Below are 22,504 nucleotides of genomic sequence, written 5' to 3' on the forward strand. Positions count from 1 at the left end.
AGTGCAAACTGTGGTGAAAGGTGGCGGCACCACACTGGAGACATGACACTGTGAGCCAGGCTGCCCTCGATTATCTCGAGCCGCTCGAAACCCGCACGCGTGGCGTGGCGGTGCTCGATGCGCTGGCCGACATGGTCGAACGCTCCGGCCTCAAGATCGGTGATCGCCTGCCGCCCGAAGTCTCCCTTGCCGCAACCCTCGGCGTCGGCCGTTCCACCATTCGCGAGGCGCTCAATCGCTGGGAAGGGCTCGGCATCATCCGCCGCCGCCGTGGCGACGGCACCTATCTTTCGGCGCGCGTCCAGACCTCCCGGGGCCTTGTGCCAACCATGGTGCGGCTCGAGGGCGAGGCGCTGCTGCGTCTCCTCGAGATCCGCCGCACGCTCGAAAACGACGTGGTGCGCAAGGCTACGATCAAGGCGACCCGCGAGCAGCGTCAGGAAATCTCTCGGCTCTGCGACGTGCTCCTCGTCGAGGTCGATTCCGGCCGCCCCTGGCGCAAGGCCGACCACGCCTTCCATGGCGCCATCTACGATGCTTCGGGCAATCCAATGTACGGGCAGTTGCTCGTCAATCTCGACCATGCCCTCGAACGGGGCGGTACCTCGCCATTCTCCGCCGACGTCTTCGGCCTCGACTCCTTTCCGTTCCACCGCGACCTGGCAGACGCGATTTTGGCGGAAAGCCCGCACGGCGCCGCCGACGCCATCGGCCGCATCATCGATGTGGTCGAACGCGAGGTCCAGGCCATCATCGATGGTGACAACCGCCTTCGTTAATCGGGTCGTCAGCGTTGATCCGTGACGAGCACTGAAGGATATCAGCCATGCGTTCCTATCGCGACCGCCAGCGTCCTATAAAAGAATTGCAGGCGCACCTCGCGGCCTGGAGTGAGGAATTGCTCGCCTGGGAAATCCGGCGCCGTTATCCGATCGGCGGTTGGCAGACGCGCTCGCCGCAAGGGGAATGGCGTCCGATCGAGATCGGCGGCGCTTGGGACGATCGCATCGGCATCCATCATTTCCGTAGCGCTCTTCTCGATAATGCCCGCGGATTCGACGTCGAACTGCGTCTTGACTTTGGCGGCGAAGCGCTGGTTCGACTGCTCGACAAAAATGGCGAACCGATCGAAGCATTCGGCGCCAATCCGCGCCATCCCCGCTTTCAACCGGTACCTGAACGCGCTTTCACAATCTATGCGGAAGTTGCGGCACGAAGCCTCTTTGGCATTCCGCAGCGCGACCCGCGGCTGCATCGCGCCGAGCTGATTTCCTTCTACCCGCAGGTGCGTGCCCTGCAGCGCCGGATCGCCGTGCTGCTCGACGCCACCAACGCCGTGAAGTCGCCTGAATTGGCCCGCGCGCTGTGCGAAGCGGCTGAAATTGGGCTGGCCCGATTGCGCCTTCCCACCGCGACCAGCGATGTCGGGCCGCGCCTTGCCGATACATCATGGGCAAACACTATCTGGGAACGTAGTTTCGAGCCCACGAACGAACCGGCCGAAATCCCGCACCAAGCGCTGCGCTCGGTCGATGATGCCGTGGCGACGATTGATGGGGAACTGGCAGTTCTGCGCCAGGCTTATCCCAAGCAGGGCAATGTGCTGATCACTGGCCATGCCCATATCGACTATGCCTGGCTCTGGCCCCAGCCGGAAACGGTGCGCAAGATTCACCGCACCTTCAGCAACGTCAATGCGCTGCTAAAGGGGCAAAAGGATTTTACCTTTCTCCAATCGTCTTCGCTGTTCTACCGCCATATCGAAGAAGACGATCCGGCCTTGCTCGCTCAAATCCAGGCCTGGGCCAAGAAGGGGCGGTGGGAGCCGATCGGCGGTATGCTGATCGAATGCGATACCAATATGCCCTCGGCAGAAGCCTTTCTGCGGCAGTTCCTGCTCGGGCAACAGGACTTCGTGCGCTATTTCGGCCAGCCTAGCCGCACCGCCTGGCTGCCTGATACCTTCGGCTTTACCGGCGCGATGCCGCAAATCATGCGCCATGCCGGCATCGACGCCTTGGTCACGATCAAGGTCACATGGAACGAGACCAATCCCTTGCCGGACAATCTCTTCATCTGGTCCGGCAATGACGGCTCGGAAGTTCTGACCCACACCTATGATGCCTTCGACAGCGACGGCTACAACATGTGGATGACCCCTGGCGCTCTGGCCGAAGTATGGGGCAAGCACACGACCAAGGACCTCACCGATACTGTTATCGCGACCTATGGCTGGGGAGATGGTGGCGGTGGGCCCGACCCGGATCAGATCGAAAATGTCCCGCTGATAAATCTTCTTCCCCAGATCCCGACGGTCCGGCACGGCAATATTCAGCAGCATCTCGATGCGCTTCGCGCCGATCTGGAAGGCACAAATCTGCCGCGCTGGAGCGGGGAAATGTATCTCGAATATCACCGGGCGACCCTCACGTCGCAGGGTCGGATCAAGCAACTCAATCGCCGGTCCGAGTTTGCCCTTGTCGCCGCCGAAGCACTCGAGAGCCTGGCTCAATTGTCGGGTGCAGCAGCCATCAAGACCGATCTCTCCGAGGCCTGGGTGCTGACCTTGCGCAACCAGTTCCATGACATCCTGCCCGGCAGCTCGGTGCGCGAAGTGTCGGAGCAGACCGAAGCCGAGCTTGCGGGTGTTTGCCGCCTGGCCGAAGGCGCCGCGCAGGCTAACCTCCTGGCAATTGCCAGTGCCCAGCAAGGGGCAGGGGGAAGAAGCGGGCTCGCCGTCGCCAACATTTCGGGCTCGGCAAAAACGCACTGGCAAATCCAGTCCGTCGAACCCTTGCCCGAAGCGCTTCAGCCGCAAGCGATCGATGGCGGTTTTGTCGTCACGATTGATCAGCCCTTGCCGCCGCTCTCGGTCAGCTTTGTCGAAGCGGCCGCGCCAGCCGGAGTCCGCGTCAGCGATCGGACCCTGGAAAACGCGCTGGTGCGCATAGCCCTTGATGACGCCGGACGTATCGCCAGCCTTTTCGACAAGCGCAGCGGCAGCGAGATGCTGCGCGGACCGGGCAATCGTCTACTCGCCTACCGCAACGATTTGCCGCGTCGCTTCGACGCCTGGGATATCGAACCGGGATTTGAGCTGGGCGAGGAAGAGATAACGGCTTTGGATCGGATGGAGGTCACCGCGGAAGGCCCGCATCTGGCTGAGATCACGGTGGTGCGCCGATTTGGTGCCAGCAGGATCGCACAGAAGCTGCGGCTGTGGAGCAATAGCCCGCGGCTCGACATCGTTACCGATCTCGATTGGCACGACCGCCGAACCTATCTCCGCGCCGACTTCGATCTCGATATTCTTGCCAACGACGCGCAATTCGATCAGGCGATCGGCATCACCAGTCGGTCCACGCATGACAATACGTCCTGGCAGAAGGCGCAATTCGAAGCATGCGGGCACCGGTTCGTGTCGCTGGCGGAAACCGACCGCGGCGTGGCGCTGCTGTCTTCGGACAAGTATGGCTTTTCGGCCAAGCGCAACCGCCTGACCCTAAGCCTGGTACGCGGTCCCCTTTATCCCGACATGCTGGCCGACGAAGGTCACCAGCACTTCACCTATTCGATCCTTCCGCATGACGGGCGCTGGTGGAGCGAAGCGGTTCAGTCGGAGGCTGATCTCGTCACCGATCCCCTGCGCTTTGTGCCCGCCACCGCCGACCGCGCCTATAGCATCCAGCCTCTGAGCTGGAACGGCCAGCAACTGCGCGTCCATGCCCTTAAACGTGCCGAGGATGGCAGCGGGCATGTGCTGCGGTTTTCGGAAGCGGCGGGCCGACGTGGAAAGTTCGACCTGCAGCTTCCGGATGCAGGCGTGTGCGTCAACGGTCTCGAAACGGTTGTCGACGGCATCCCTAACGCTGATATACGCCCCTTCGAGCTTCGCTCGGTACGCTTCTAGGCTTATGCAATTTTTCTAGCTGACGCCCTCGAACAATCAGAGGGATAGATCAACGGATGAGTGAGTCCGCTACATTGCGTCTAAGTTTCTGCCAGGCATCGAAGCGACAGGAACTTCTTTCGAAAGAAGTTGTCGCGCCCAACTCTCATCTTAGCCTTGAAGATTTTGGCTGGGGAACCTGGATTCCATGTAGGAATAGGACGCCGTTGTAAGTCACTGATTTTGCTTAAGAAAATTCGACCCGCAGACGCTCGTGTGGAAGGTTGTGTGTAAGACTGTGTGGAAGTTTCCACACAAAGCTCCCACCGTCAACCGCTGCCCTAAACGCCATCCAGTTCTCAAATTTGCAGCACGCGAAAAGCGCGTCGCCGTTCTTTAAGGCACTATGCCAGCACGCGAGACTCCTCGCTTCGGCATCAGAAAGCCGCTCTTTTCGCCAGTCGAAGTCACCCCAAACAACGAAACTTGACATTACTCAATGCAGGAATGAAAGTGGACAGGCCACTTGGAGGCTTGGTCTATGTCGGGTGCTTTTGTCGTTGCCGCTGTTCGTGCGTACCTTGTCGAAGCGGGGGACACCGGCGGTGACTACCACAGGCGTCAAGAGGGCCACTGGATCTCAGACACCCTCATTTCGAACCCGATGTCCGGCCACGCAAAGTATCGCGAAAGCCGCACCAGTTGGGGCATCGGGGTTCTTGGCAGTTTGGTAGTTGAGATCGAGGCGGCTGACGGCACCATTGGCGTCGCCACCGGCATGGGCGGCGAGCCAGCCTGCTTCCTGATCAAGCGGCATTTCGAACGGTTTCTGATCGGCAGCGATCCGCGCGATACGGCACGCATCTGGGATCAGATGTTTCGCGCCTCGATGTTTTATGGCCGTAAGGGCCTGACCATGACGGCAATCAGCGTAGTGGACCTGGCGCTTTGGGACCTATTGGGCAAGCTGCGCGGTGAGCCGGTCTACAAAATGATCGGTGGGGCGGTGCGCGATGAGTTGACACTATACTGCACCGGCCCGGAGCCGACCGTTTACCAGGAGTTGGGCTTTTTCGGCGGCAAGATCCCGCTGCCCGAAGGTCCGATGGATGGCCCCGCCGGCATGCGCCGCAACGTCGAGCGTGTCGCCGCAGTGCGTGATGCTGTTGGTCCCGATTTTCCGATCATGATCGACTGCTATATGTCACTCGACGTGCCCTACGCCATCGAACTGGCCGAGAAAACGCGCCGCTTCGATGTTTACTGGATCGAAGAAGCGCTCCACCCCGATGATTTCGACGGCCACAAGCTGCTCAAGGCTGCCTGTCCCTGGATGCGCTGGACCACGGGCGAGCACGAATATACCCGCTACGGCTTCCGCAATCTGGTGGTCAATCGCGCTGTCGACATCATCCAGCCCGACCTCATGTGGCTAGGCGGGCTGACCGAACTGATCCGTGTTGCAGCTCTCGCCAATGCTTATGACATCCCCGTCGTGCCACACGGATCAGGTGCCTACAGCTACCATTTCTCGATAACCCAGCCTCAGGCCATCTTCTGCGAATACATCAATATCAGCCCAGATGGCCGCTCAGTGACGCCGGTTTTCGGCACGATGTTCACCAACGAAGTCATTCCAGAAAACGGTCGCATAACCCTAAGCGATGAGCCCGGTTTCGGTCTCGAGCTGGATCGCGACGCAACCCATCTCGTGCAGTTCGACTAGAGCTGGCCTGCACGAAATATCGCCATGTTTAAAGGGAGGAACCAAATGAACACCTTTTCACGCCGCACATTCATCAAGGCCGGCGCAGCCGGGATTGCAGGCATGACCATGCTTGGCATGCCCCATATCGCCCGTGCCCAGGGCCGCACCCTTCGCTTGTCGCACCATCTGGCGCCCGACCATCTGGTCGACGTCGCCTCCAAGCGCTTCGGTGCGCTGGTTGCTGAAAAGACCGGCGGCGCGCTGTCAGTGGAAGTGTTTCCAGCAGGCCAGCTCGCTGGCTTGCGCCAGGGGGCGGAAGCCGCCCAGATCGGCACTGTCGATTTCGTCTGGACCGATTTCGGTACGCTCGCCAACTGGATCAAGCCGATGGGCTTTATCAGCCTGCCATTCCTGTTCCGCGACGAAGCTCATGCGCTCGCCGTGTTCAAGAGCGAGATTGGCGCGGACTTGGGCACCGAGATGCGCGACACGCTAAGCCTTGAAGCGCTTGGCTATGGCATCGCCGGCTTCCGCGTCATGGCCACGCGCGAGCGCGCCATCAACGAGCCGGCCGATCTGGCCGGCTTAAAGGTGCGCGTTCCCGAAGTCCCAGTCTATATCTCGGCCTTCAACAAGCTCGGCGCCAATCCGACACCAATGGCCTGGGGCGAAGTCTATACCGCGCTGCAGACCGGCGTCATCGACGGGGTCGAAAACCCCTCCGAAGGTCTGTTCGTGGGCAAGATCCAGGAAGTAACCGGCCACGCCTCGCGCACCAACCACATCATGACGGACGTGAACCTGGTTGCCAGCGCCATGGCAATGGATGGACTGAGCGCCGAAGAGCAGGCGGCCGTGCGCGAAGCAGCGACGATCGCTGTCGACGAGTTCAATACGGGCTCCATCGAAAATGGCGGCAAGTTCTGGGATGAGCTTGCAGCTGCGCTTCAAGCCAATGCCGAACCCGACCGCGACGCTTTCCGCGAAGCGCTTGTGCCGGTCTGGGAAGAAATGGACGCCGCTGCCGATGGTGACATGCGCGCCTGGATCGACCGCGTCCAGGCGGTCAGCTAACTCCCAACGCCTCCCGGCGCCCAGGCGCCGGGATCAGCACCGACTTCATGCAAGGGAGCCCCGCATGACATTTGAACCGACTCCAATTCTTCCCAAGGTTGAGCGGCGCATGGTCGGCCTCAGCCTACCCGTGGTGGGGCTGCGCCTGTTCGTGGAATTGGTGTGCGCGCTGGGCGTTGCCGGCTATTCGATCCTGATCTGTGTCCAGGTGTTTTTTCGGTACTTCCTCAATTCTTCGCTGACCTGGTCCGAAGAGCTGGTGCAGTTCATGCTGCTCTGGACCGTTATGCTCGGCTCTGCCGTCGCCACCGATCGCGGACTTCACATCACGCTCAACCCACTCGACAATCATGTGGGGGATCGTGGCCGTCGTGTGCTATCGCGCGTGTCCTTGGCCGGTACGATCGTATTTTGCGGATATCTTGCCTGGTATGGATTGCAGCTGGTGCTCCGGACCACGCGCATGACCTCACCCGCCGCCGATATCCCCATGTGGGCCGTCTATAGCGCCATGCCCGTCGGCGCGGTGCTCATCGCCTTTTTGCACTCGTGCACTTTATCGACGGCACCGACCTCCGTCTCGATCCCATGGACGATAGGAGCTGACGCCGATGATGATCGCTACGCTTCTTATCACCTTCACGCTGTTTCTGGTTCTGGGCATTCCTATTGCCTTCGCTATGGGCCTTTCCGGCGTCATTGCGCTCGCGGCCGCCAGCGATATTTCGCTGCTCGTCCTGCCGCAGCGCATGTTTTCTTCGCTCGACAGTTTTACGCTACTCGCCGTGCCGCTTTTCGTGTTGGCCGGCGAACTGATGAGCCAGGGCGGCATTACCGAGCGGATCGTGGCGTTCAGCCGCGCCGGTGTCGGCCATCTCAAGGGTGGCCTCGCCCAGGCCAGCGTCGTCTCCAACATGTTCATGTCGGCGCTGTCCGGCTCAGCCGTCGCCGATCTGGTGGCGGTGGGCAGCATCATGTTGCCCTCGATGGAAAAGGAGGGCTACCGCAAGGATTATTCAGTCGCTGTGCTGTCGAGCGCCGCCTTGCTCGGTCCTATCCTTCCGCCCAGCATCGTTGCCGTCATCTATGGCTCACTGACTGGTGTCTCGATCGGCAAGCTGTTTGTGGCCGGCATTATTCCGGGTATTATCGCCGGCCTTGGCATCATGGTGCTTGCCCGCGTATTGGCTGACAAAGCGGGCGCCAAGCCACAACCCAAGGCCTCTCCTGCCGAAGTCCGAAAGGCCGGGATAAAGGCCGCACCGGCATTGATGGTCCCAGTGATCATCCTTGGCGGTATTCTAGGCGGCGTCTTCACACCCACCGAAGCCGGCGCCATCGCTGCGCTCTATGCCCTGATCTATGGCGTGGTTGGCCGGCGCTTGTCTGCAGGCGGCACCTACACCCTGCTGCAATCGGCCTCGCTCACAACGGCAACGGCGTTGATCACCCTCGGAGGCGCCTCGGTGTTCAGCTACGTGCTGATCAGCGGCGGCTTTGCCCAGGCAACGCTGTCTACCCTGTTAAGCCTGACCGACGATCCAAACATGGCGATGTTTCTGATCATGGTGGGCCTCTTCATCCTTGGCCTGCCCATGGAGCCAATTCCGGCCCTGATCATGATCGTCCCCGTGATCAGCCCGGCTCTGGCCCATTACGGGATCGACGAAATCCAATTCGGCATGTCCGCAATCATGATGTTGGTGCTCGGCTCACTGACGCCTCCTATAGGCGTGCTGGCGATGATCGCAGCCCGAATGGCGAATCTGGAATACGGCAAGTCCATCGCGATGCTGGTGCCCTTCATGGCGTGGTGGCTCGTCGTAACATTCCTTGTGGCCTATATTCCGGCGCTGTCGCTGTGGCTGCCGTCTTTGATGGATTGAGTAATGCAATCCGCATCCTCAGGCATCTTTCCCATGCTCTATGCCTTCTTCAGAGAGGATGGCCGTCTCAACGAGAGGGCCATCCGCCTGCAGGTGCAGGCGGCAATGGCTCACGGCGCGCATGGTCTCGCTGCGCTGGGACTGGGTACCGAGGTTGGCAAGCTTTCGGCCAAAGAGCGCATTGATCTGTTAGGCTGGGCATCCGACGAACTGGGCGGCCAGCTGCCGCTGGTGGTGACCATAGTGGAGCCCGATGTTCCCACTGCAATCGCTGCCGTCGAACGCGCCCGATCGGCGGGAGCGAGTTGGGTCATCCTGCAGCCGCCACCCGGCGCCGTGCTGGACGAGCGTCAGCAGATCGCCTTCTACGGCACGGTTGCCGACAATGTCGGTCTGCCGGTCGCCATCCAGAACGCCCCAGAATATCTGCCGACCAGCCTTGAGCTCGATGGCATCCTCCGCCTCAATGAAGCCCATCCCAATGTGCGGATGATCAAGGCCGAGGGTTCGGCGCTTTATGTGCACCAACTGATCCAAGCCGCCGCCGGCGGCCAGCTTGCGGTCTTCAACGGCAGGGGCGGGCTCGAACTGACGGACAATCTTCGAGCGGGCTGCGCCGGCGTGATCCCGGGCATGGACAGTTTCGATGTGCAGGCGCGCATATTTAGCCTGATGCAGACGGGCGACACCGAGGAAGCCGAGCGGGTTTATCGCTCGTTGCTGCCGCTCATCGTCTTCATCATGCAGAACCTTTCGACCTTCATCTGCTACGGCAAACGCGTCGCTGCCAGGCGGCTGGGTCTTGGCCCAGTATATGACCGGCAGCCGGCACTCCCGCCCGACCCTTTTGGCCTTGCCATCGCCGATCGGTTGTCGGCGGACCTGCCACCCTATTTTTGATCGGAGCCGAGCATGAAGATCACGAAGGTTTCAGCGCGGGTTTACGAGTGGACAGGCCCGGTCGTGCCCATTCACGCCAATTTCTGCACCACAGCGGGTGACATCCTCACCCGCACACCAAGCTCGATCGGCGCTTATAGTTTTCTCGGCTGGCTCGTGGTGGAGATCGAGACCGATACCGGCCTCTTCGGCATCGGCAATGCCGCGCTGTCGCCCCATGTCACCAAGGCCGTCATCGACCATCATCTGGCGCCCATCCTGATCGGCGAAAACCCGCTCGATATCGCCTATTTGTGGGAACGCATGTATCGGCAAACCATGCCTTTCGGGCGCAAGGGCTCGGGCATGGCGGCCATTTCGGCGATCGATCTGGCGCTTTGGGACATTCTGGGCAAACAAGCCAACCTGCCGGTTTTTCGCCTGCTCGGCGGTGCGCTCCGCGACAAAATCCCCGTCTATGCCAGCCGTCTCTATGCGCAGCCGCTCGATACCCTCGCCGCCGAGGCGGACGCATATCGCCAACAGGGCTTTTCGATGATGAAGCTGCGCTTCGGCTGGGGCCCCAAGGATGGGCTGGAAGGCATTAAGCGCAATCTCGATCTGGTTCGGACGGTTCGCGAAACGGTCGGTGACAGTGTCGAGATCATGGCCGATGCCTATATGGGCTGGACGCTCGATTACGCCAAGCGGATGCTGCCGCTGCTCGCGCCATACAACTTGCGCTGGCTCGAAGAGCCGCTAATCGCCGACGATGTCACCGGTTATGCCGAACTGCGCGCCCTAAACATCATCCCAATCAGCGGGGGCGAACACGAGTTCACCCTGCGCGGCTTCCGCGACGTGATCGAACATCACGCTATGGACATCATTCAATTCGATATCAACCGCGTCGGCGGCATCAGCCAGGCGCAAAAGATCGTGGCGCTTGCCGAAGCGTTCAACATCGCCGTCATTCCCCATGCCGGGCAGATGCACAATTATCACGTGGTCATGGCCAACATCGCCTGTCCCATGGCCGAATATTTCCCCAAAGTACCGGTAGAAGTGGGAAATGAGCTTTTCTGGTATATTTTTGATGGCGAACCGGTAGCCGAAAATGGCTATGTCAGCTTGCCGGAAAACAGGTCGGGACTTGGGTTGACCATCAAGCCCGACTTAGCTTCGCAATTCCGCATTACCTAATTTCCAGGGGCCGAAATGGCACGGGCAAAACAGTCGACGTTAAAGGCCGCAGGCGCATCGGGGGATGATGTAGAGCCCGGCGTGCGGCTCAACATCGAACCAATCTTGCGCGAAGGAGCGTCCGAAAAAGTCGTTCACCGCCTCCTTGCCCTGGTCAAGACTGGGGATCTCAAGCCCGGCGATCGCTTGCCCAGCGAGCGCGATCTGGCCGAAATGTTTCAGGTTAGCCGCCCTACAATGCGAGAGTCGATCCGTGCCCTCGCGGTCCTGGGCGTGGTCAATCCGCGCCATGGCGGTGGAATCTTTGTGTCAGCACTCGAAGCCGCTGACCTTCTGGGGCCGCTGTCGTTTTTCCTGACCCTCAAAGAAGTAGAGGTCGATGGACTCTATCAGGCCCGCGCGGTGATCGAAGGCGAGATCGCCGCCTTGGCCGCCGTGCTCGCCAAGCCCGAAGACATCGACCGGCTCGAGGCCCTGATCGAGGACCAGAAAAACACTATAAACCGGCCCGCCGAATATCGTCTTGTCGACACCGAGTTTCACCGGCTGCTGTCGGAATTGAGCGGCAACCCGTTCCTCGCGCGCGCAGCGACCAGCATGAACGTGCTGGGCATGGAGTTTCGCAAGACCGCGTCGGAAAGCGAGACGGTAATCGCCGGCAGTATCGAAGATCACCAGCACATCTGCACGGCCATGCGCGCCAAAAACGCCGAAGCCGCGCGCAAGGCGATGCAGGCTCATATGGCCAACGTGCTCAAGACCACCAAGGCGACGCGTTCAACCTAAATCGCGCTTGACGCACTCCCCGTGGTGGCCTAGCCATTAAGTGGCTAGGCCACTTTACATGGAGGAGACCTGTCATGGCGACAGCAGATAAGGTCGTCGTCACTGACTACACCTTTCCCGCACTCGATCAGGAGCAGGATGCTGCGCGAGGCGCTGGCGCCGAATTTGCCGCCTTCCAGTGCCGCACCGCCGATGAGGTTGCTGACGCCGTGGCTGGCGCAAAGGTAGCCGTCGTCCAGTTCGCCCCCTTTACCGCAGAAGCCGCCGCGCGCCTCGCGCCGGGCGCTGCCGTTATTCGCTATGGCGTTGGATACGACAATATCGACGTCGCCGCTTGCAGCGCACTCGGCATTTCCGTGAGCTACGTCCCCGACTATTGCGCCGACGAAGTTGCCGATCACACTGCAGCAAGCCTCCTGGCCATGATGCGAAAATTGCCGGCGCTCGACGCTTCGGTGCGGGCAGGGGAGTGGAAGGCAGTCGGTGTCGCCAAGCCGATGAAGGCCTTCAAGGATGCGCTGGTGGGGTTTTTCGGCTTTGGCCATATCGGCCGGCTCACTCATGCGCGTCTTAAGGCCTTTGGCTTCCGCTTCGCCGTCGCCGATCCTATGGTCACCCAGGAGCAGGCGCGTGACCTCGGGATCGAACTCATGGATGCACAGACTTTGTTCCGCAGCGCAGACGCTATCTGCCTCCATGCACCTGCCAATGAGCAGACCCGGTTTTTCGTAAATGCCGAACGCCTCTCGTCCATGCAGAACCAAGCTGTTATCGTCAACACCGCCCGCGGCGCCTTGATCGATGAGGCCGCGCTCGCCGCAGCGCTGAGCAGTGGCACCATTGGTGGCGCCGCGCTCGATGTGTTCAACACCGAGCCCTTGCAGGCAGACACGCCTCTGCGCGCCGCCCCCAATCTGCTCCTTACCCCGCACGTCGCTTGGTATTCAGAAAGCGCCATCGGGCGGTTGCAGGGTCTCGTCGCCGGCGACATCGCCGCTTGGCTGTCCGGCGGACCATTGCGGCGCCCCGTGCCGGGCATCCCGCAGCGAGCTGCTTAAAATGACCGAACTGGTTCATCATCCGATCCTTGATCGGATGATCCGCGATGGTGGCTGGCAAAGTCTTTCCGAAGGCACCGTGCCCTTGCTACGCCGCCTGATCGCCGAGGGCGATGAGGCCGCCATAGCTGCTCATACCGGCATGTTGCGCACGGAAATGCGGGTCATCTACGATATCTATGCGCAGTGGTTTTTCGACATCAAACGCTACCTGGGTGATCAGGGCCAGACAGACGGAGATATCGACGCCACGCATGCCGATATCCGCGAACGTCTGGCGCCCTATCATCGGCTGGTCAACAGTGACCGCGCTGCGGTGTGGTCGGATATCGAGGCCAATGTTCAGGCGATCGCCGTTTCCGGTTCAAGCCAGCAGCGGCTCGACGCGCTCGACCGCACACACGAGCTTTGGCGGCGGTTGCATGACTGCGAGGTCGACCAGCTGGCTGGACTTTTCAGCCATATCGTCACCACGTTCGGCGAAATCGCCCTGCGAGAAATGTACGAAGGCTGGGTTATCGGCGACTGGTTCACCAAGCGTTACCGTCGCTTCGATGTCAGCGAGATGGACTGGAAAGATGCCTCTTGGCTGCTGACTTATCTGGGCTTTGAAGGTCACCACGGGCACCTGAGCGGCACGGCACGCGACGGAAGCATCGATTGGCTTGAAACCGATGAAGCTGTCACAATCAGCTTTGCTCCCTGCGGCAGCGGCGGACGCTCGGTCGAAGGCGAAAGCCGCGATGCCTTGCCCGCCCTCATGCAGGAGCCGATCGGTTTTCCGGTTCTTGCCGAAGCGCACGATTTCACCTGGAACAAGCAGGGCGTCTGCGGCTACTGCGCCCACTGCTGCATTCTCCACGAGACGCTGCCGATCGCGAAGTTCGGCTATCCAGTGCGTGTTACGGAGCCGCCGACCTTTCCGCTGACAGGGGAAAGCCGCTGCAGTTGGACGGTCTACAAGGACCCGCGCAATATTCCCGAGGAAGCCTATCGACGGGTGGGTGCACGCAAGCCCGATGCGTCGGTGCCCCTTGGCTCCGCACATGCCGCCGAACGCGGGGACCTGCATCTATGAGCCCTCGGAGCCCAAGGATCGCCGCCATCGGTGGCTTCATGCAATATTTCGAACCCATTATGGGTCCCGACAGCCGGCGGGACCGCACAGCGCATCTCGATCACACCATTGCAGGTCTGAACGCCGAGGCAGAAATCCACAATCTGGGCCTGCTCGTCGACGAAACCGACGAAGCGCGGCTGGTCGAGGCAGTTCGCCAGCTCGCACCTGACGTGCTGCTGATTGTTCCCACCATGGCAACGCCGCCCGGGCCCATGTTGCGCGTCATCGGGGCAGCGCCCGATGCACCGGTGATCATCGCCTGCAGCCACGGGCTCGAAAGCATTAGCGCCGAGTACGCCATGGCCGAGCTTTGCCGGCATTCGGCCAATGTCGGTGCCAGCATGGTGGAAAGCCTGATGCGCCGCCGAGGCCGTGAGCCGGTAACGCTGGTCGGGTTTTTGAGCGACGACGAATTCCACGCCCGCCTGCTTATGGCCGTCCGCGCCGCCGCGACCGCCCGTCGGCTCAAAGGTCTGCGCATCGCTAGGCTCGGCCTGCCAATGAGCGGTTACGATCATGTCGGACTCGATGCCCAAGAAGCGGAAGCCAGTGACATGACGCTGGTGGATATTCCGCTCGAGGACTGGGCGGAGCGGGTTGCAGGCGTCACGGCGCAGCAGATTGATCAGCTCTTTGAGCGCCTGCCCACTATCATGCCGCAAGGCACCGAGTGGCAGCGCACGCCGGACCATGATCGCGCAGCCGGGCTTGCCATTGCACTCCAGAAACTTTCAGACGAGCAGAACGTCGACTGCGGCTCGCTGACCTGCCGCGGCCCATTTGGCGTCGGGCTAGGCCAGGGCGCAATCGGCTGCCTCGCGACAACCATGATGACCAGCGCAGGTACGCCCTTCAGTGCCACGGGCGATCTGGTCACCGCTGTCGCCATGTTCATCGGGCGAAGTCTGGGTGGCGCGACGCTTTACTGCGAACTCGATGCCATCGACCGGCAGCGCGATGCTTTTTGATTGCCAATACCGGAGAGGGCGACTGGGGCTGGGTGCCACCGGGTGGACGGTCGATCATCCGGCCAGCACGCGATCATTCCGGTCGCGAAGTGCCTGGTGTCGTGCTCCAGCATGAACTGCGTCAGGGCCCAGCCACCATGCTGGCCGTGACGCTGGACCGAACCAACTCGGAGCGTTTGACGCTTCTGGCGATGGAAGGCAGCGTCGGTGACATGCCGCAAACGTCTCTCAAGATCACGCAGGCTTGGTTTCAGACATCCAAACGCCCCTCGACCCTCGCCATGGAAAACTGGATCGGCGCCGGCGCAACTCATCACGGGGCGCTTAGCGCCGGCCACCTGGCTGAGGCGGTCACCTGGGTTTCCCGCCTCGCCAAGCTCCCATCAAGGATTGTAGCTCATGACTAAACCTCTTGCCTTCATCACGGGCGGATCGCGCGGGATCGGGCTGGAAACCGCCCGTGACCTGCTCGGCCGCGGCTGGTCCGTCGCCATTTCCGCCCGCTCTGCCGGGACGTTGGCCGAGGCGGAGCGCGAACTCAATTCACCTGATCTGATGGTTACGACCTGCGATGTTGCCGACCCGGCTTCGATCGCCAGGGCTGTTGCTACCGCGGAAACTGCGTTCGGCCCGGTGGCGGCATTGGTCAACAATGCGGGCATCATCGATCCCGTCGCCGAGATCGCTGATGCCGATCCAAAAGCCTGGACCGATCTACTTGGCGTAAATGTCGGCGGGATTTTCAACGCCTGTCACGCCGTGCTGCCGGGCATGGTGGCGCGCGGCGAGGGCGTCATTCTCAATATGTCATCCGGCGCCGCGCATCGCGCCGTTCCGGGCTGGAGCGCCTATTGCGCCTCCAAGGCTGCGGTACTGATGTTCACGCAGAGCCTTCATATCGAATATGGAAGCCGCGGCATTCGCGTCCATGGCTTCGTACCTGGCGCGGTCAAGACCGATATGCTGATGGGCGCGCGCGCTTCCTACGACAACGCCATCGCGCGCATCGATGCCGACGATCTGTTGACGCCCGATCTCCCGGGGCGGTGCATCGGCTGGATCGTCGCAGAAGGGAGTGAGTGACAAGGGCGGCGAGGAATTGTCCATCCGCGATCCCGAATTGCGCAAGCGTGTGGGCCTGGGAGAGCGTGACACATGGTAGATGATGCTGCAGGTTTGGGCCTCTCAGGCCGATTGGTGATTGTCGTCGGTGCTGCGCAAGGTATCGGCGCCGCAGTCGCACAGCGGCTTTCGAAACTGGGCATGGAGGTCATTTGTGCCGACCGCCAGGATTGCGCCGAGGTCGCCGCCCAATGCGGCCCCAGCGCTTCCGCGTTTCAGGTCGACGTGACCAAGCCCGAGACCATCGAGGCCCTGATCGGTCACGCCAGGTCACGCGGGAAACTCTTTGGTCTGGTCAATTGCGCAGGTCTGCTGCTGCGCACGCCCTTCGAGGAAGTCGACGAGGCCATGATGCAGCGCGAGATCGCCGTCAACCAGACTGGGGTCTTCTATCTCACCCGCGCTGCCTTGGCCGAAATCCAGGCTGGCGGGGCAGGGGGACGCATCGTGCTGTTCACCAGCCAAGGCGCTTTCACCGGCGGCTTTTTCGGCTCCACCACCTATGCCATGACCAAGGCCGCCGTTGGCGCACTGATCAAGTCGCTGGCCCGCATGGGCGCGCCCGATGCCATCACCGTCAATGCCGTCGCGCCGGGCGGCGTCGATACGCCGATGCTGCGGGGCGGCATGAGCGAGGCGGATCTTGATTCCTTCCGCCAGCGCATCCCCATGAACCGCTTTGCCGCGCCAAACGAACTGGGCGGCGTCTGCGCGTTCCTGCTCAGTGATTGGTCCGGCTATATCACCGGCAGCACGCTGCATGTAAATGGTGGGCAATACCTGCCCTGATCCAGCCTATTCGGCGAGATAGTCGTAAAGGATCTCGCCGGTCACCAAGGTAAAATCGGCGCGCCAGTAAAATGATTCCAGCGGCTCCAGCACTGGCAGGCGGAACACCGGCGCCTGCGCGTTGGGCCGCAGCTCGACAGTCGCCGGACCACGCCAGCATTCGTGCACCACCACGTCGGTGAGGCTACGCGAGGTGATCTGGCGAATGGCGGGCCGGCCATCGATATGGTTGATCGCCTTGAGATTGAGGTTGGTGCCAAAATCGAAGTGGCGGCGCATTTCTGCCGGGTCGACAGGCTGTTGCTTGTAGGGCGTCGTGGTGGTGATGACGTCGATGCCATTGCGCTCAACCAGGCCCACCATCAGGTCGCCGCGAAACTCGAGCGCCGGGCTGGCGAATTTCTTGGGCTGTCCATGCACTTCACGACCATGCGCCACGCCCCCATCGGAATGCAGAAACAGATAGGGCGAGTAGGCGCCAGACCGGCCATTGGGCAGCTTGGCGCCAAACATGATGTTGGCTTCGTGGTAAGGCCCGATCCAGCTTGTATCGTTCATCTTGTAGATATGGACGCACACCACGTCCCCGATCGGCTCGACCGGGGTGGCGCTAGAAACTTCATCGCTTCCGGATCGGTGCGCCAGAAGGTCGTCATCACCTCGGCGTTGCGGAAATTGAACGGGAAAGGCGGGATGAACGGAGCGTCCCAAGGGGTCGAAAATCCGCCTGAGAGAATGTCCTGCTCGGTGACCTTGTCCAAACCCCAACGCCGTTCCGACATGTCATTCTCCGTGTAAGTGGCCTGTCCACTTTGTTGACTACCAACCGACCCGGTGTTAGTCAACGAGATAGGACGCCAAGGGCGGCAATGGTCAAGCCTGCCAGGGAGGGGTATCGCATGAAGATCGGCAGGATCGAGAGCTTCCATCTCCGTTACACCGACACTAACGACTTTTCCAATCGCCGGGAGACGGTGCTCGTTCGCGTCGAAACGGTGGATGGCGTGGTGGGCTGGGGCGAAGGCATTGCTATGTGGCCCGAGGCTTGCAGGGCAGTTTGCACCATCATCGACGACGGTTTGAGGCCGCTGCTTGTGGGCGCTGGCGAGCTTACGGTGGAACAGGCCTGGACCGCCATGCGCAAGCATTGCTGGTGGTATGGCGAGGGCGGCCTCGCCTGCTTTGCCTATTCGGCCATCGACATGGCCTTGTGGGACATCGAAGGCAAAATTCAGAACAAGCCGCTTTATGAGCTCTTTGGCGGCAAGCACCACGAGAGCCTGCCTGCCTATGCCGCCAACCACGTCAACAAGGCAACGTTGGAAGAAAATGTCGCCGAGGTAGTCGATTTCCAGGGCCAAGGCTATCGCGGCGTCAAACTCGGCTTCGGCAAGCGTGGTCTGTCCGATGTAGGTCGCAACCCCGAAGGCGATGTGCGGTTTGTCCGCGCCCTGCGAGAAGCGCTAGGTCCCGAATTCGAAATTATCGTCGATGTGGGCAATGGCGTTGTCTGGGATCGCGACACAGCCATCCGCACTGTCCGCGCCATGTCCGAATATGACATCGGCTGGATCGAGGAGCCGTTCTATCCAACCCAGCTTGACGATTATCGGTTCCTGAAAGCCGCAGTTTCTGTGCCCATCGCTTCTGGCGAGCGCGAATGGACCGTCACCGGCTATAGCCGGTTGATCGATACCGGAACCGTCGATGTGATCGGTTGCGATCCGGCACGGGCCGAGGGCATCACCGGCTTCCGCAAGATTGACGCCCTTTGCGGCGCGGCAGGCATCACCATGAACGCCCATGCTTGGAGCAGCGCCATTCTGAGCGCCGCGAGCCTGCACCTGTCAGTCGCTTCGCCCAATACGCGGCTGCTCGAATTTAAGCCGTTCCCCAACGCGCTGCTGCGTGATCTGGTCGACAGGCCCATCGTGCAGCGCAACGGCATGGCACAACCCTCGGACCGGCCAGGGCTGGGAGTTGAGGTGAATGAAGCCGTGGTTTCGCGACTTGCAGGGGAGCATTGGGGGAGCACATGAACCAGATCGATCTGAACGGAAATGTCGCTGTCATTACCGGAGGAGCGCAGGGCATCGGCCTGGCCGTAGCGCGCCGGCTCCAGGCCTCCGGCGCCCGCATCGTTTTGTGGGACCTGAGCCAACCAACCCTGGAAATGGCCAAGGATCATCTGCCCGACGCAGTGATCATCCAGGCCGACGTCGCTGACTTCCCTTCGGTTGAAGCTGCGGTGGCTAAAACCGAGCGCCAATTGGGCCGTATCGATATCCTCGTTCATTCGGCCGGTATCGCCGGCAAAAACGCGCCGCTCGACGAATATGAACTGGATGAATGGCGACGCGTGATCGACATCGACCTAAATGGCGCCTTCTACGTCAATCGCGCCGTGCTGCCCGGGATGAAGGCGCGCAATTACGGCCGGATTGTCAATATCGCTTCGATCGCCGGCAAGGAAGGCAATCCCAATGCAGCCGCCTATGCTGCCGCCAAGGGTGGGGTCATCGCCATGACCAAGGCGGTGGGCAAGGAATGCGCGAAATATGACATCGCCATCAATGCGGTGACGCCAGCCACCGCCAAAACTCGCATCCTCGACGAACTCAAGCCAGAATTTATCAACTACATGCTCAGCCGCATCCCCCGCGGTCGCTTCCTTGAAGTCGAGGAGGCTGCAAGCATGATCGCCTGGCTGGTCAGCCGCGAGAACAGCTTTACCACCGCTTCCGTCTTCGATCTCTCCGGCGGCCGCGCCACCTACTAAGGAAATCGTCATGAAACTGCTTCGCGTTGGCGCCAAGGGCGCCGAAAAGCCTGCAATATTGGCCGAAGACGGTTCAATCCGCGACCTCTCCGGCGTCGTCTCCGACATTGGCGGGCAGACTTTGACACCCGAAGGCTTAGCCAAGATCCGCGCCGCCGACGTTTCAACCTTGCCGCAGCTTGATTCCGGCCAGCGCATCGGCCCCTGCGTCGCCAATGTCGGCAAGTTCATCTGCATCGGCCTCAACTATGCCGACCATGCCGCCGAAACTGGCGCTGCCATCCCTGAAGAACCGATCATCTTCATGAAGGCTACCAGCGCCATCATTGGTCCCAATGACGACGTCATCATCCCAAAGAACGCCCTTAAGCCCGATTGGGAAGTCGAACTCGGCATCGTCATCGGCAAGGAAACCCGCTATGTCGAGGAGGCAGATGCTCTCGAACATGTCGCTGGCTATTGCCTGATAAATGACGTGTCCGAACGCCATTTTCAGACTGAGCGCGGCGGTACCTGGGACAAGGGAAAGGGCAGCGATACCTTTGGCCCGATCGGTCCCTGGATGGTCACCCGCGACGAAGTCGCCGACCCGCAGAATTTGAAGATGTGGCTCGAAATCGACGGTCACCGCTATCAAGACGGTTCGACCACCACCATGATCTTCGGCGTGGCCAAAATCGTCTCTTATGTCAGCCACTTCATGAGCCTGCAGCCCGGTGACATCATCTCCACCGGCACCCCACCGGGCGTGGGCATGGGCATCAAGCCCAATCCGGTATGGCTCCAGCCCGGCAACGTCATGCGTCTCGGCATCGAGGGCCTGGGCGAGCAACAGCAGAACGTCAAGGCCTACAGCGCCTGAAGCAAGAAAGCCCCGGATCATCTCCGGGGGCTTTCTAAATAAGTCTCGTCGGCGCTCAATCCATGTGGAACTGCAGCGGAAGCAGGAACGAGAAATTGCGTAGCGTATCAGTTTCGATCTTCATGATGGGGCCCATAAATTCACCCCAGCGCCGATTGGCGTCGCTCTTGCCGAGTTCGACGATGGCGCGGTCCAGATCGTCACATTCGAAATAGCCGAACAGCGTCAGCCCGTAGCGGAAGATGTTGTAATTGCGAAGCCCGGCGGCACGGATATCTTCGACCAGTTCAGGCCAGATCTCGTCGTGCCGCTTTTTGTATTCGTCCTCGTAACCTGGGCGAACTTCGAGCACCCATGCGTAATTGGCCATGGCCATTTTCTCCTGTTAGCGCGACCAGGCGCGGAATGCGTCACGCATCTTGACCGTCTCGGTCAGCACGTCGTCGTAAAGTGTGTCCATATAAGCCTGATGGACGACCTCGATCGACAGCCAGTCGTCGTAGCCGACGTCGCGTAATGCCGAGAACAGCGATGGGAAGTTGATCGTGCCCTGTTCCATCTTGGCCTGCAGCGCGCCCTGCCGAGCCTGGCGCAAATGTACATGCCCGGCATGAGGCACGAGGGTTTCGATCTCGTCCTGCCGATAGCCGAGCGCGGTGAAGTGGGCGAGGTCAAGAGTAATCCTCAAACCCGGCACCTTGCTGACCAGCTCGTGCACCGCATCGACGGATTCGAGAACGCCATGCACATGCGGCTCGATCGACAGCCCAATACCGCTGCGCTGGCTGGCCTCGACCAGAGGCTTCAAGGCCTCTGCCGAATTGGCAATCGCCTGCTTACGGCTCTGGCCGGGATTGATCAGTCCGGGCAGGATGAAAACGCTGTCTCCCCTGCAGCCTTGGTGAAGGCAAACACCTTCTCGAGATCGGCGACATTGTCGCTGTTGTGACCTAGTGACAGGTTGCGTTCGTCCAGCCCGTTGCCGAACAGGTAATAAAAATTGGCGATGGCGACCGGCAGTTTCTCGCGCAGTTCTGCGCCGTAGCGCTCGCCATCGCCCAGGACACGCGCCCGGTCGAGCGCCGAGGCGTAAAAGAAACTGACATCGACCGCGTCTATGCCAAGCACCTTGGCGATACCGCCCACTTCCCCAAAATTCAGGACCGGAAACGACCAGCTGGTGACGCTTAGTTTCATGGCGCGATCTCCTCAGGTCTGCCGCTTCGGGCCGAGCGATACATTCCATCCAGCACTTCGGTGGCGCGGCGGCCTACCGTAGCATTGGCAGGATTGATGATGCTTTCGCCAGCGCAAAGCGAGGCGAATAATGCGGCTGGAGAAGCGCTATCATAATCGCCGGCATCGGTGGGCAGCTGCTCGATATGGCTCTTGCCATCATGACGATAGGCTTCGACGCGGGCGCGCTCGATGTCATAAACCAGCATGCCCTCGGTCCCGAAGATACGGATATCGATCTGATAGCCGCCCCGCACTTTGGGAATGGTGCCCGAACCCGATAGCGACATGGTCGCTCCATTGGCAAAGCTGACCACGGCAGCGTCATAATAGTCGACCCCGGCGTCCGAATTGCCCATCTTGGCGTAGACTTCGACCGGATCGAGATCGATCAGCCGGAACAGCGCGCCCAGCCCGTGGGTCAACTGACCCCAGCCATAGCCGCCCGCGCGTTTCGGGTCAGCCCAGGTGGAGGCCGGCGGCTCGAACAACGCGCCCTTGGCTTCGACTAAGCCTTCGCCGGCAAACAGATCTGCCAATGCCGAGGCCATTTGCGCCACCACATGGCGCACCTCCCCGATATAGCCATCTCGGATTAGCCGATGGGCGGCCTCGGTCATCGGGCGATAATTCCAGCCATAGGGCATCATCACCGATACGCCCTTGGCCTTGGCAGCGTCGGCGATCGACCGCGCCTCGGCAATGCTGGTGCCAAACGGTTTTTCCACCATGACATGAAGGCCGGCATTAATCGCGAGCAGCGCATGCTCGGCATGCAGCACATGCGGCGAAGCGATCACCGCCCCGGCCAGCGGCCGTTCGGCCAGCATCTGCTTTGCATCGAGATAGCCATGCTCGAGCTTGAAATGGCTGAGCACCTTGTCGAGCCCTTCCTGATCGGGGCGAACCACGGCAACCGATTTGACCGCCTCATGGGCCACCAGGGTGGGAATATGAGCCGCACAGGCCCACCATCCGGCACCGATGACACCGATCTCGACTTGCTTCACGGCATGTTCCTCCCCTGGTGTTCGAGCTGCCACTTCAGTTAGCCATCGCGTCGACGTCAGTGCTTCGATCTGCTCTGCAAACCTTGCAGCCTCATGTCTGACGATCAAGGCGCTCCAAACCAAAACTCAAAGTGA

General features: G+C 60.9%; 22 protein-coding genes and 1 pseudogene. 18 read left to right on the plus strand and 5 right to left on the minus strand.

What is annotated here, in order from left to right:
* The first annotated feature begins 50 nt into the window (after nt 1-50).
* From G5575_RS15315 to G5575_RS15385, 15 genes and pseudogenes are all read left to right on the plus strand, one after another.
* Complete coding sequence (locus G5575_RS15315) at nt 51-779, plus strand: FadR/GntR family transcriptional regulator (RefSeq protein WP_164535084.1); 729 nt, start codon at nt 51-53, stop codon at nt 777-779.
* Between the two features lie 47 nt (nt 780-826).
* On the plus strand, nt 827-3,910 hold the full coding sequence (locus G5575_RS15320) for an alpha-mannosidase (protein ID WP_164535085.1): 3,084 nt from the start codon (nt 827-829) through the stop codon (nt 3,908-3,910).
* Between the two features lie 520 nt (nt 3,911-4,430).
* Entirely contained in the window at nt 4,431-5,615 is a 1,185-nt protein-coding gene (gene rhmD, locus G5575_RS15325; RefSeq protein WP_164535086.1) for an L-rhamnonate dehydratase, read from the plus strand.
* A 45-nt stretch (nt 5,616-5,660) separates the two neighbouring features.
* Entirely contained in the window at nt 5,661-6,671 is a 1,011-nt protein-coding gene (locus tag G5575_RS15330) for a TRAP transporter substrate-binding protein (RefSeq protein ID WP_164535087.1), read from the plus strand.
* 109 nt (nt 6,672-6,780) lie between these two features.
* Nucleotides 6,781-7,206, plus strand: a pseudogene (locus G5575_RS22330) (TRAP transporter small permease); the annotation flags it as partial.
* 76 nt (nt 7,207-7,282) lie between these two features.
* On the plus strand, nt 7,283-8,557 hold the full coding sequence (locus G5575_RS15340) for a TRAP transporter large permease (RefSeq protein ID WP_164535088.1): 1,275 nt from the start codon (nt 7,283-7,285) through the stop codon (nt 8,555-8,557).
* A gap of 3 nt (nt 8,558-8,560) precedes the next feature.
* A complete protein-coding gene (locus G5575_RS15345) occupies nt 8,561-9,457 on the plus strand; it encodes a dihydrodipicolinate synthase family protein (protein WP_164535089.1) in 897 nt (298 codons plus the stop codon).
* 12 nt (nt 9,458-9,469) lie between these two features.
* The gene (locus G5575_RS15350) at nt 9,470-10,639 is read left to right on the plus strand and encodes an L-rhamnonate dehydratase (RefSeq protein WP_164535090.1); all 1,170 of its coding nucleotides are present in this window, start codon (nt 9,470-9,472) and stop codon (nt 10,637-10,639) included.
* 15 nt (nt 10,640-10,654) lie between these two features.
* The gene (locus G5575_RS15355) at nt 10,655-11,425 is read left to right on the plus strand and encodes a FadR/GntR family transcriptional regulator (RefSeq protein WP_164535091.1); all 771 of its coding nucleotides are present in this window, start codon (nt 10,655-10,657) and stop codon (nt 11,423-11,425) included.
* Nucleotides 11,426-11,499: 74 nt separating this feature from the next.
* Nucleotides 11,500-12,483 carry a C-terminal binding protein gene (locus G5575_RS15360; RefSeq protein WP_164535092.1) on the plus strand — a complete coding sequence of 328 codons (984 nt, stop codon included), beginning with the start codon at nt 11,500-11,502 and terminating at the stop codon, nt 12,481-12,483.
* 1 nt (nt 12,484) lies between these two features.
* On the plus strand, nt 12,485-13,561 hold the full coding sequence (locus G5575_RS15365; RefSeq protein WP_164535093.1) for a hypothetical protein: 1,077 nt from the start codon (nt 12,485-12,487) through the stop codon (nt 13,559-13,561).
* Complete coding sequence (locus G5575_RS15370; protein WP_164535094.1) at nt 13,558-14,571, plus strand: hypothetical protein; 1,014 nt, start codon at nt 13,558-13,560, stop codon at nt 14,569-14,571. The genes G5575_RS15365 and G5575_RS15370 overlap by 4 nt, the downstream gene beginning before the upstream one ends.
* Nucleotides 14,568-14,978, plus strand: coding sequence for a hypothetical protein (locus G5575_RS15375; protein ID WP_164535095.1), 411 nt, complete (start codon nt 14,568-14,570; stop codon nt 14,976-14,978). Before G5575_RS15370 ends, G5575_RS15375 begins: the two co-directional genes overlap by 4 nt.
* Nucleotides 14,971-15,654 (plus strand): SDR family oxidoreductase, encoded by a 684-nt coding sequence (locus G5575_RS15380; protein WP_164535096.1) that lies wholly within the window; start codon nt 14,971-14,973, stop codon nt 15,652-15,654. The genes G5575_RS15375 and G5575_RS15380 overlap by 8 nt, the downstream gene beginning before the upstream one ends.
* Nucleotides 15,655-15,726: 72 nt before the next feature.
* Nucleotides 15,727-16,482 (plus strand): SDR family NAD(P)-dependent oxidoreductase, encoded by a 756-nt coding sequence (locus G5575_RS15385; RefSeq protein WP_164535097.1) that lies wholly within the window; start codon nt 15,727-15,729, stop codon nt 16,480-16,482.
* Between the two features lie 6 nt (nt 16,483-16,488).
* On the opposite strand, the gene G5575_RS15390 is transcribed toward G5575_RS15385, so the two are convergent.
* Nucleotides 16,489-17,250 (minus strand): acetoacetate decarboxylase family protein, encoded by a 762-nt coding sequence (locus tag G5575_RS15390; protein ID WP_328766293.1) that lies wholly within the window; start codon nt 17,248-17,250, stop codon nt 16,489-16,491.
* A gap of 131 nt (nt 17,251-17,381) precedes the next feature.
* On the opposite strand from G5575_RS15390, the gene G5575_RS15395 reads away from it, so the two are divergent.
* From G5575_RS15395 to G5575_RS15405, 3 genes are read left to right on the plus strand one after another with little or no spacing between them, the layout of a single operon-like run.
* Nucleotides 17,382-18,521: a mandelate racemase/muconate lactonizing enzyme family protein gene (locus tag G5575_RS15395; RefSeq protein ID WP_164535098.1), complete on the plus strand. Its 1,140-nt coding sequence runs from the start codon at nt 17,382-17,384 to the stop codon at nt 18,519-18,521.
* Nucleotides 18,518-19,261 (plus strand): SDR family NAD(P)-dependent oxidoreductase, encoded by a 744-nt coding sequence (locus G5575_RS15400; RefSeq protein WP_164535099.1) that lies wholly within the window; start codon nt 18,518-18,520, stop codon nt 19,259-19,261. Before G5575_RS15395 ends, G5575_RS15400 begins: the two co-directional genes overlap by 4 nt.
* A gap of 10 nt (nt 19,262-19,271) precedes the next feature.
* The gene (locus G5575_RS15405; protein WP_164535100.1) at nt 19,272-20,123 is read left to right on the plus strand and encodes a fumarylacetoacetate hydrolase family protein; all 852 of its coding nucleotides are present in this window, start codon (nt 19,272-19,274) and stop codon (nt 20,121-20,123) included.
* Between the two features lie 55 nt (nt 20,124-20,178).
* Here G5575_RS15405 and G5575_RS15410 read toward each other — a convergent pair whose 3' ends face one another.
* Genes G5575_RS15410 through G5575_RS15420 form a run of 4 tightly spaced genes read right to left on the minus strand, consistent with a single transcriptional unit; the run spans nt 20,179 to nt 22,369 of the window.
* Nucleotides 20,179-20,493: an L-rhamnose mutarotase gene (locus tag G5575_RS15410; protein WP_164535101.1), complete on the minus strand. Its 315-nt coding sequence runs from the start codon at nt 20,491-20,493 to the stop codon at nt 20,179-20,181.
* 15 nt (nt 20,494-20,508) lie between these two features.
* Nucleotides 20,509-20,997 carry a sugar phosphate isomerase/epimerase family protein gene (locus G5575_RS20675; protein ID WP_328766320.1) on the minus strand — a complete coding sequence of 163 codons (489 nt, stop codon included), beginning with the start codon at nt 20,995-20,997 and terminating at the stop codon, nt 20,509-20,511.
* Nucleotides 20,982-21,320, minus strand: coding sequence for a hypothetical protein (locus tag G5575_RS20680; protein ID WP_235936084.1), 339 nt, complete (start codon nt 21,318-21,320; stop codon nt 20,982-20,984). The genes G5575_RS20675 and G5575_RS20680 overlap by 16 nt, the downstream gene beginning before the upstream one ends.
* Nucleotides 21,317-22,369, minus strand: a complete 1,053-nt coding sequence (locus tag G5575_RS15420; protein ID WP_164535103.1) for a Gfo/Idh/MocA family protein — start codon at nt 22,367-22,369, stop codon at nt 21,317-21,319. Before G5575_RS15420 ends, G5575_RS20680 begins: the two co-directional genes overlap by 4 nt.
* Between the last annotated feature and the right edge of the window lie 135 nt (nt 22,370-22,504).

This window comes from Devosia aurantiaca (assembly GCF_011058215.1).
Taxonomy (GTDB): Bacteria; Pseudomonadota; Alphaproteobacteria; order Rhizobiales; family Devosiaceae; genus Devosia; species Devosia aurantiaca.

Coding starts and splice junctions, on each gene's coding strand:
- G5575_RS15370 (WP_164535094.1), top strand. CDS start 13,558: ATGAGCCCTCGGAGCCCAAGGATCGCCGCCATCGGTGGCTTCATGCAA.
- G5575_RS15380 (WP_164535096.1), top strand. CDS start 14,971: ATGACTAAACCTCTTGCCTTCATCACGGGCGGATCGCGCGGGATCGGG.
- G5575_RS15345 (WP_164535089.1), top strand. CDS start 8,561: ATGCAATCCGCATCCTCAGGCATCTTTCCCATGCTCTATGCCTTCTTC.
- G5575_RS15350 (WP_164535090.1), top strand. CDS start 9,470: ATGAAGATCACGAAGGTTTCAGCGCGGGTTTACGAGTGGACAGGCCCG.
- G5575_RS15410 (WP_164535101.1), bottom strand. CDS start 20,493: ATGGCCAATTACGCATGGGTGCTCGAAGTTCGCCCAGGTTACGAGGAC.
- G5575_RS15385 (WP_164535097.1), top strand. CDS start 15,727: ATGGTAGATGATGCTGCAGGTTTGGGCCTCTCAGGCCGATTGGTGATT.
- rhmD (WP_164535086.1), top strand. CDS start 4,431: ATGTCGGGTGCTTTTGTCGTTGCCGCTGTTCGTGCGTACCTTGTCGAA.
- G5575_RS15400 (WP_164535099.1), top strand. CDS start 18,518: ATGAACCAGATCGATCTGAACGGAAATGTCGCTGTCATTACCGGAGGA.
- G5575_RS15330 (WP_164535087.1), top strand. CDS start 5,661: ATGAACACCTTTTCACGCCGCACATTCATCAAGGCCGGCGCAGCCGGG.
- G5575_RS15320 (WP_164535085.1), top strand. CDS start 827: ATGCGTTCCTATCGCGACCGCCAGCGTCCTATAAAAGAATTGCAGGCG.
- G5575_RS15405 (WP_164535100.1), top strand. CDS start 19,272: ATGAAACTGCTTCGCGTTGGCGCCAAGGGCGCCGAAAAGCCTGCAATA.
- G5575_RS20680 (WP_235936084.1), bottom strand. CDS start 21,320: ATGAAACTAAGCGTCACCAGCTGGTCGTTTCCGGTCCTGAATTTTGGG.
- G5575_RS15395 (WP_164535098.1), top strand. CDS start 17,382: ATGAAGATCGGCAGGATCGAGAGCTTCCATCTCCGTTACACCGACACT.
- G5575_RS15340 (WP_164535088.1), top strand. CDS start 7,283: ATGATGATCGCTACGCTTCTTATCACCTTCACGCTGTTTCTGGTTCTG.
- G5575_RS15355 (WP_164535091.1), top strand. CDS start 10,655: ATGGCACGGGCAAAACAGTCGACGTTAAAGGCCGCAGGCGCATCGGGG.
- G5575_RS15360 (WP_164535092.1), top strand. CDS start 11,500: ATGGCGACAGCAGATAAGGTCGTCGTCACTGACTACACCTTTCCCGCA.
- G5575_RS15365 (WP_164535093.1), top strand. CDS start 12,485: ATGACCGAACTGGTTCATCATCCGATCCTTGATCGGATGATCCGCGAT.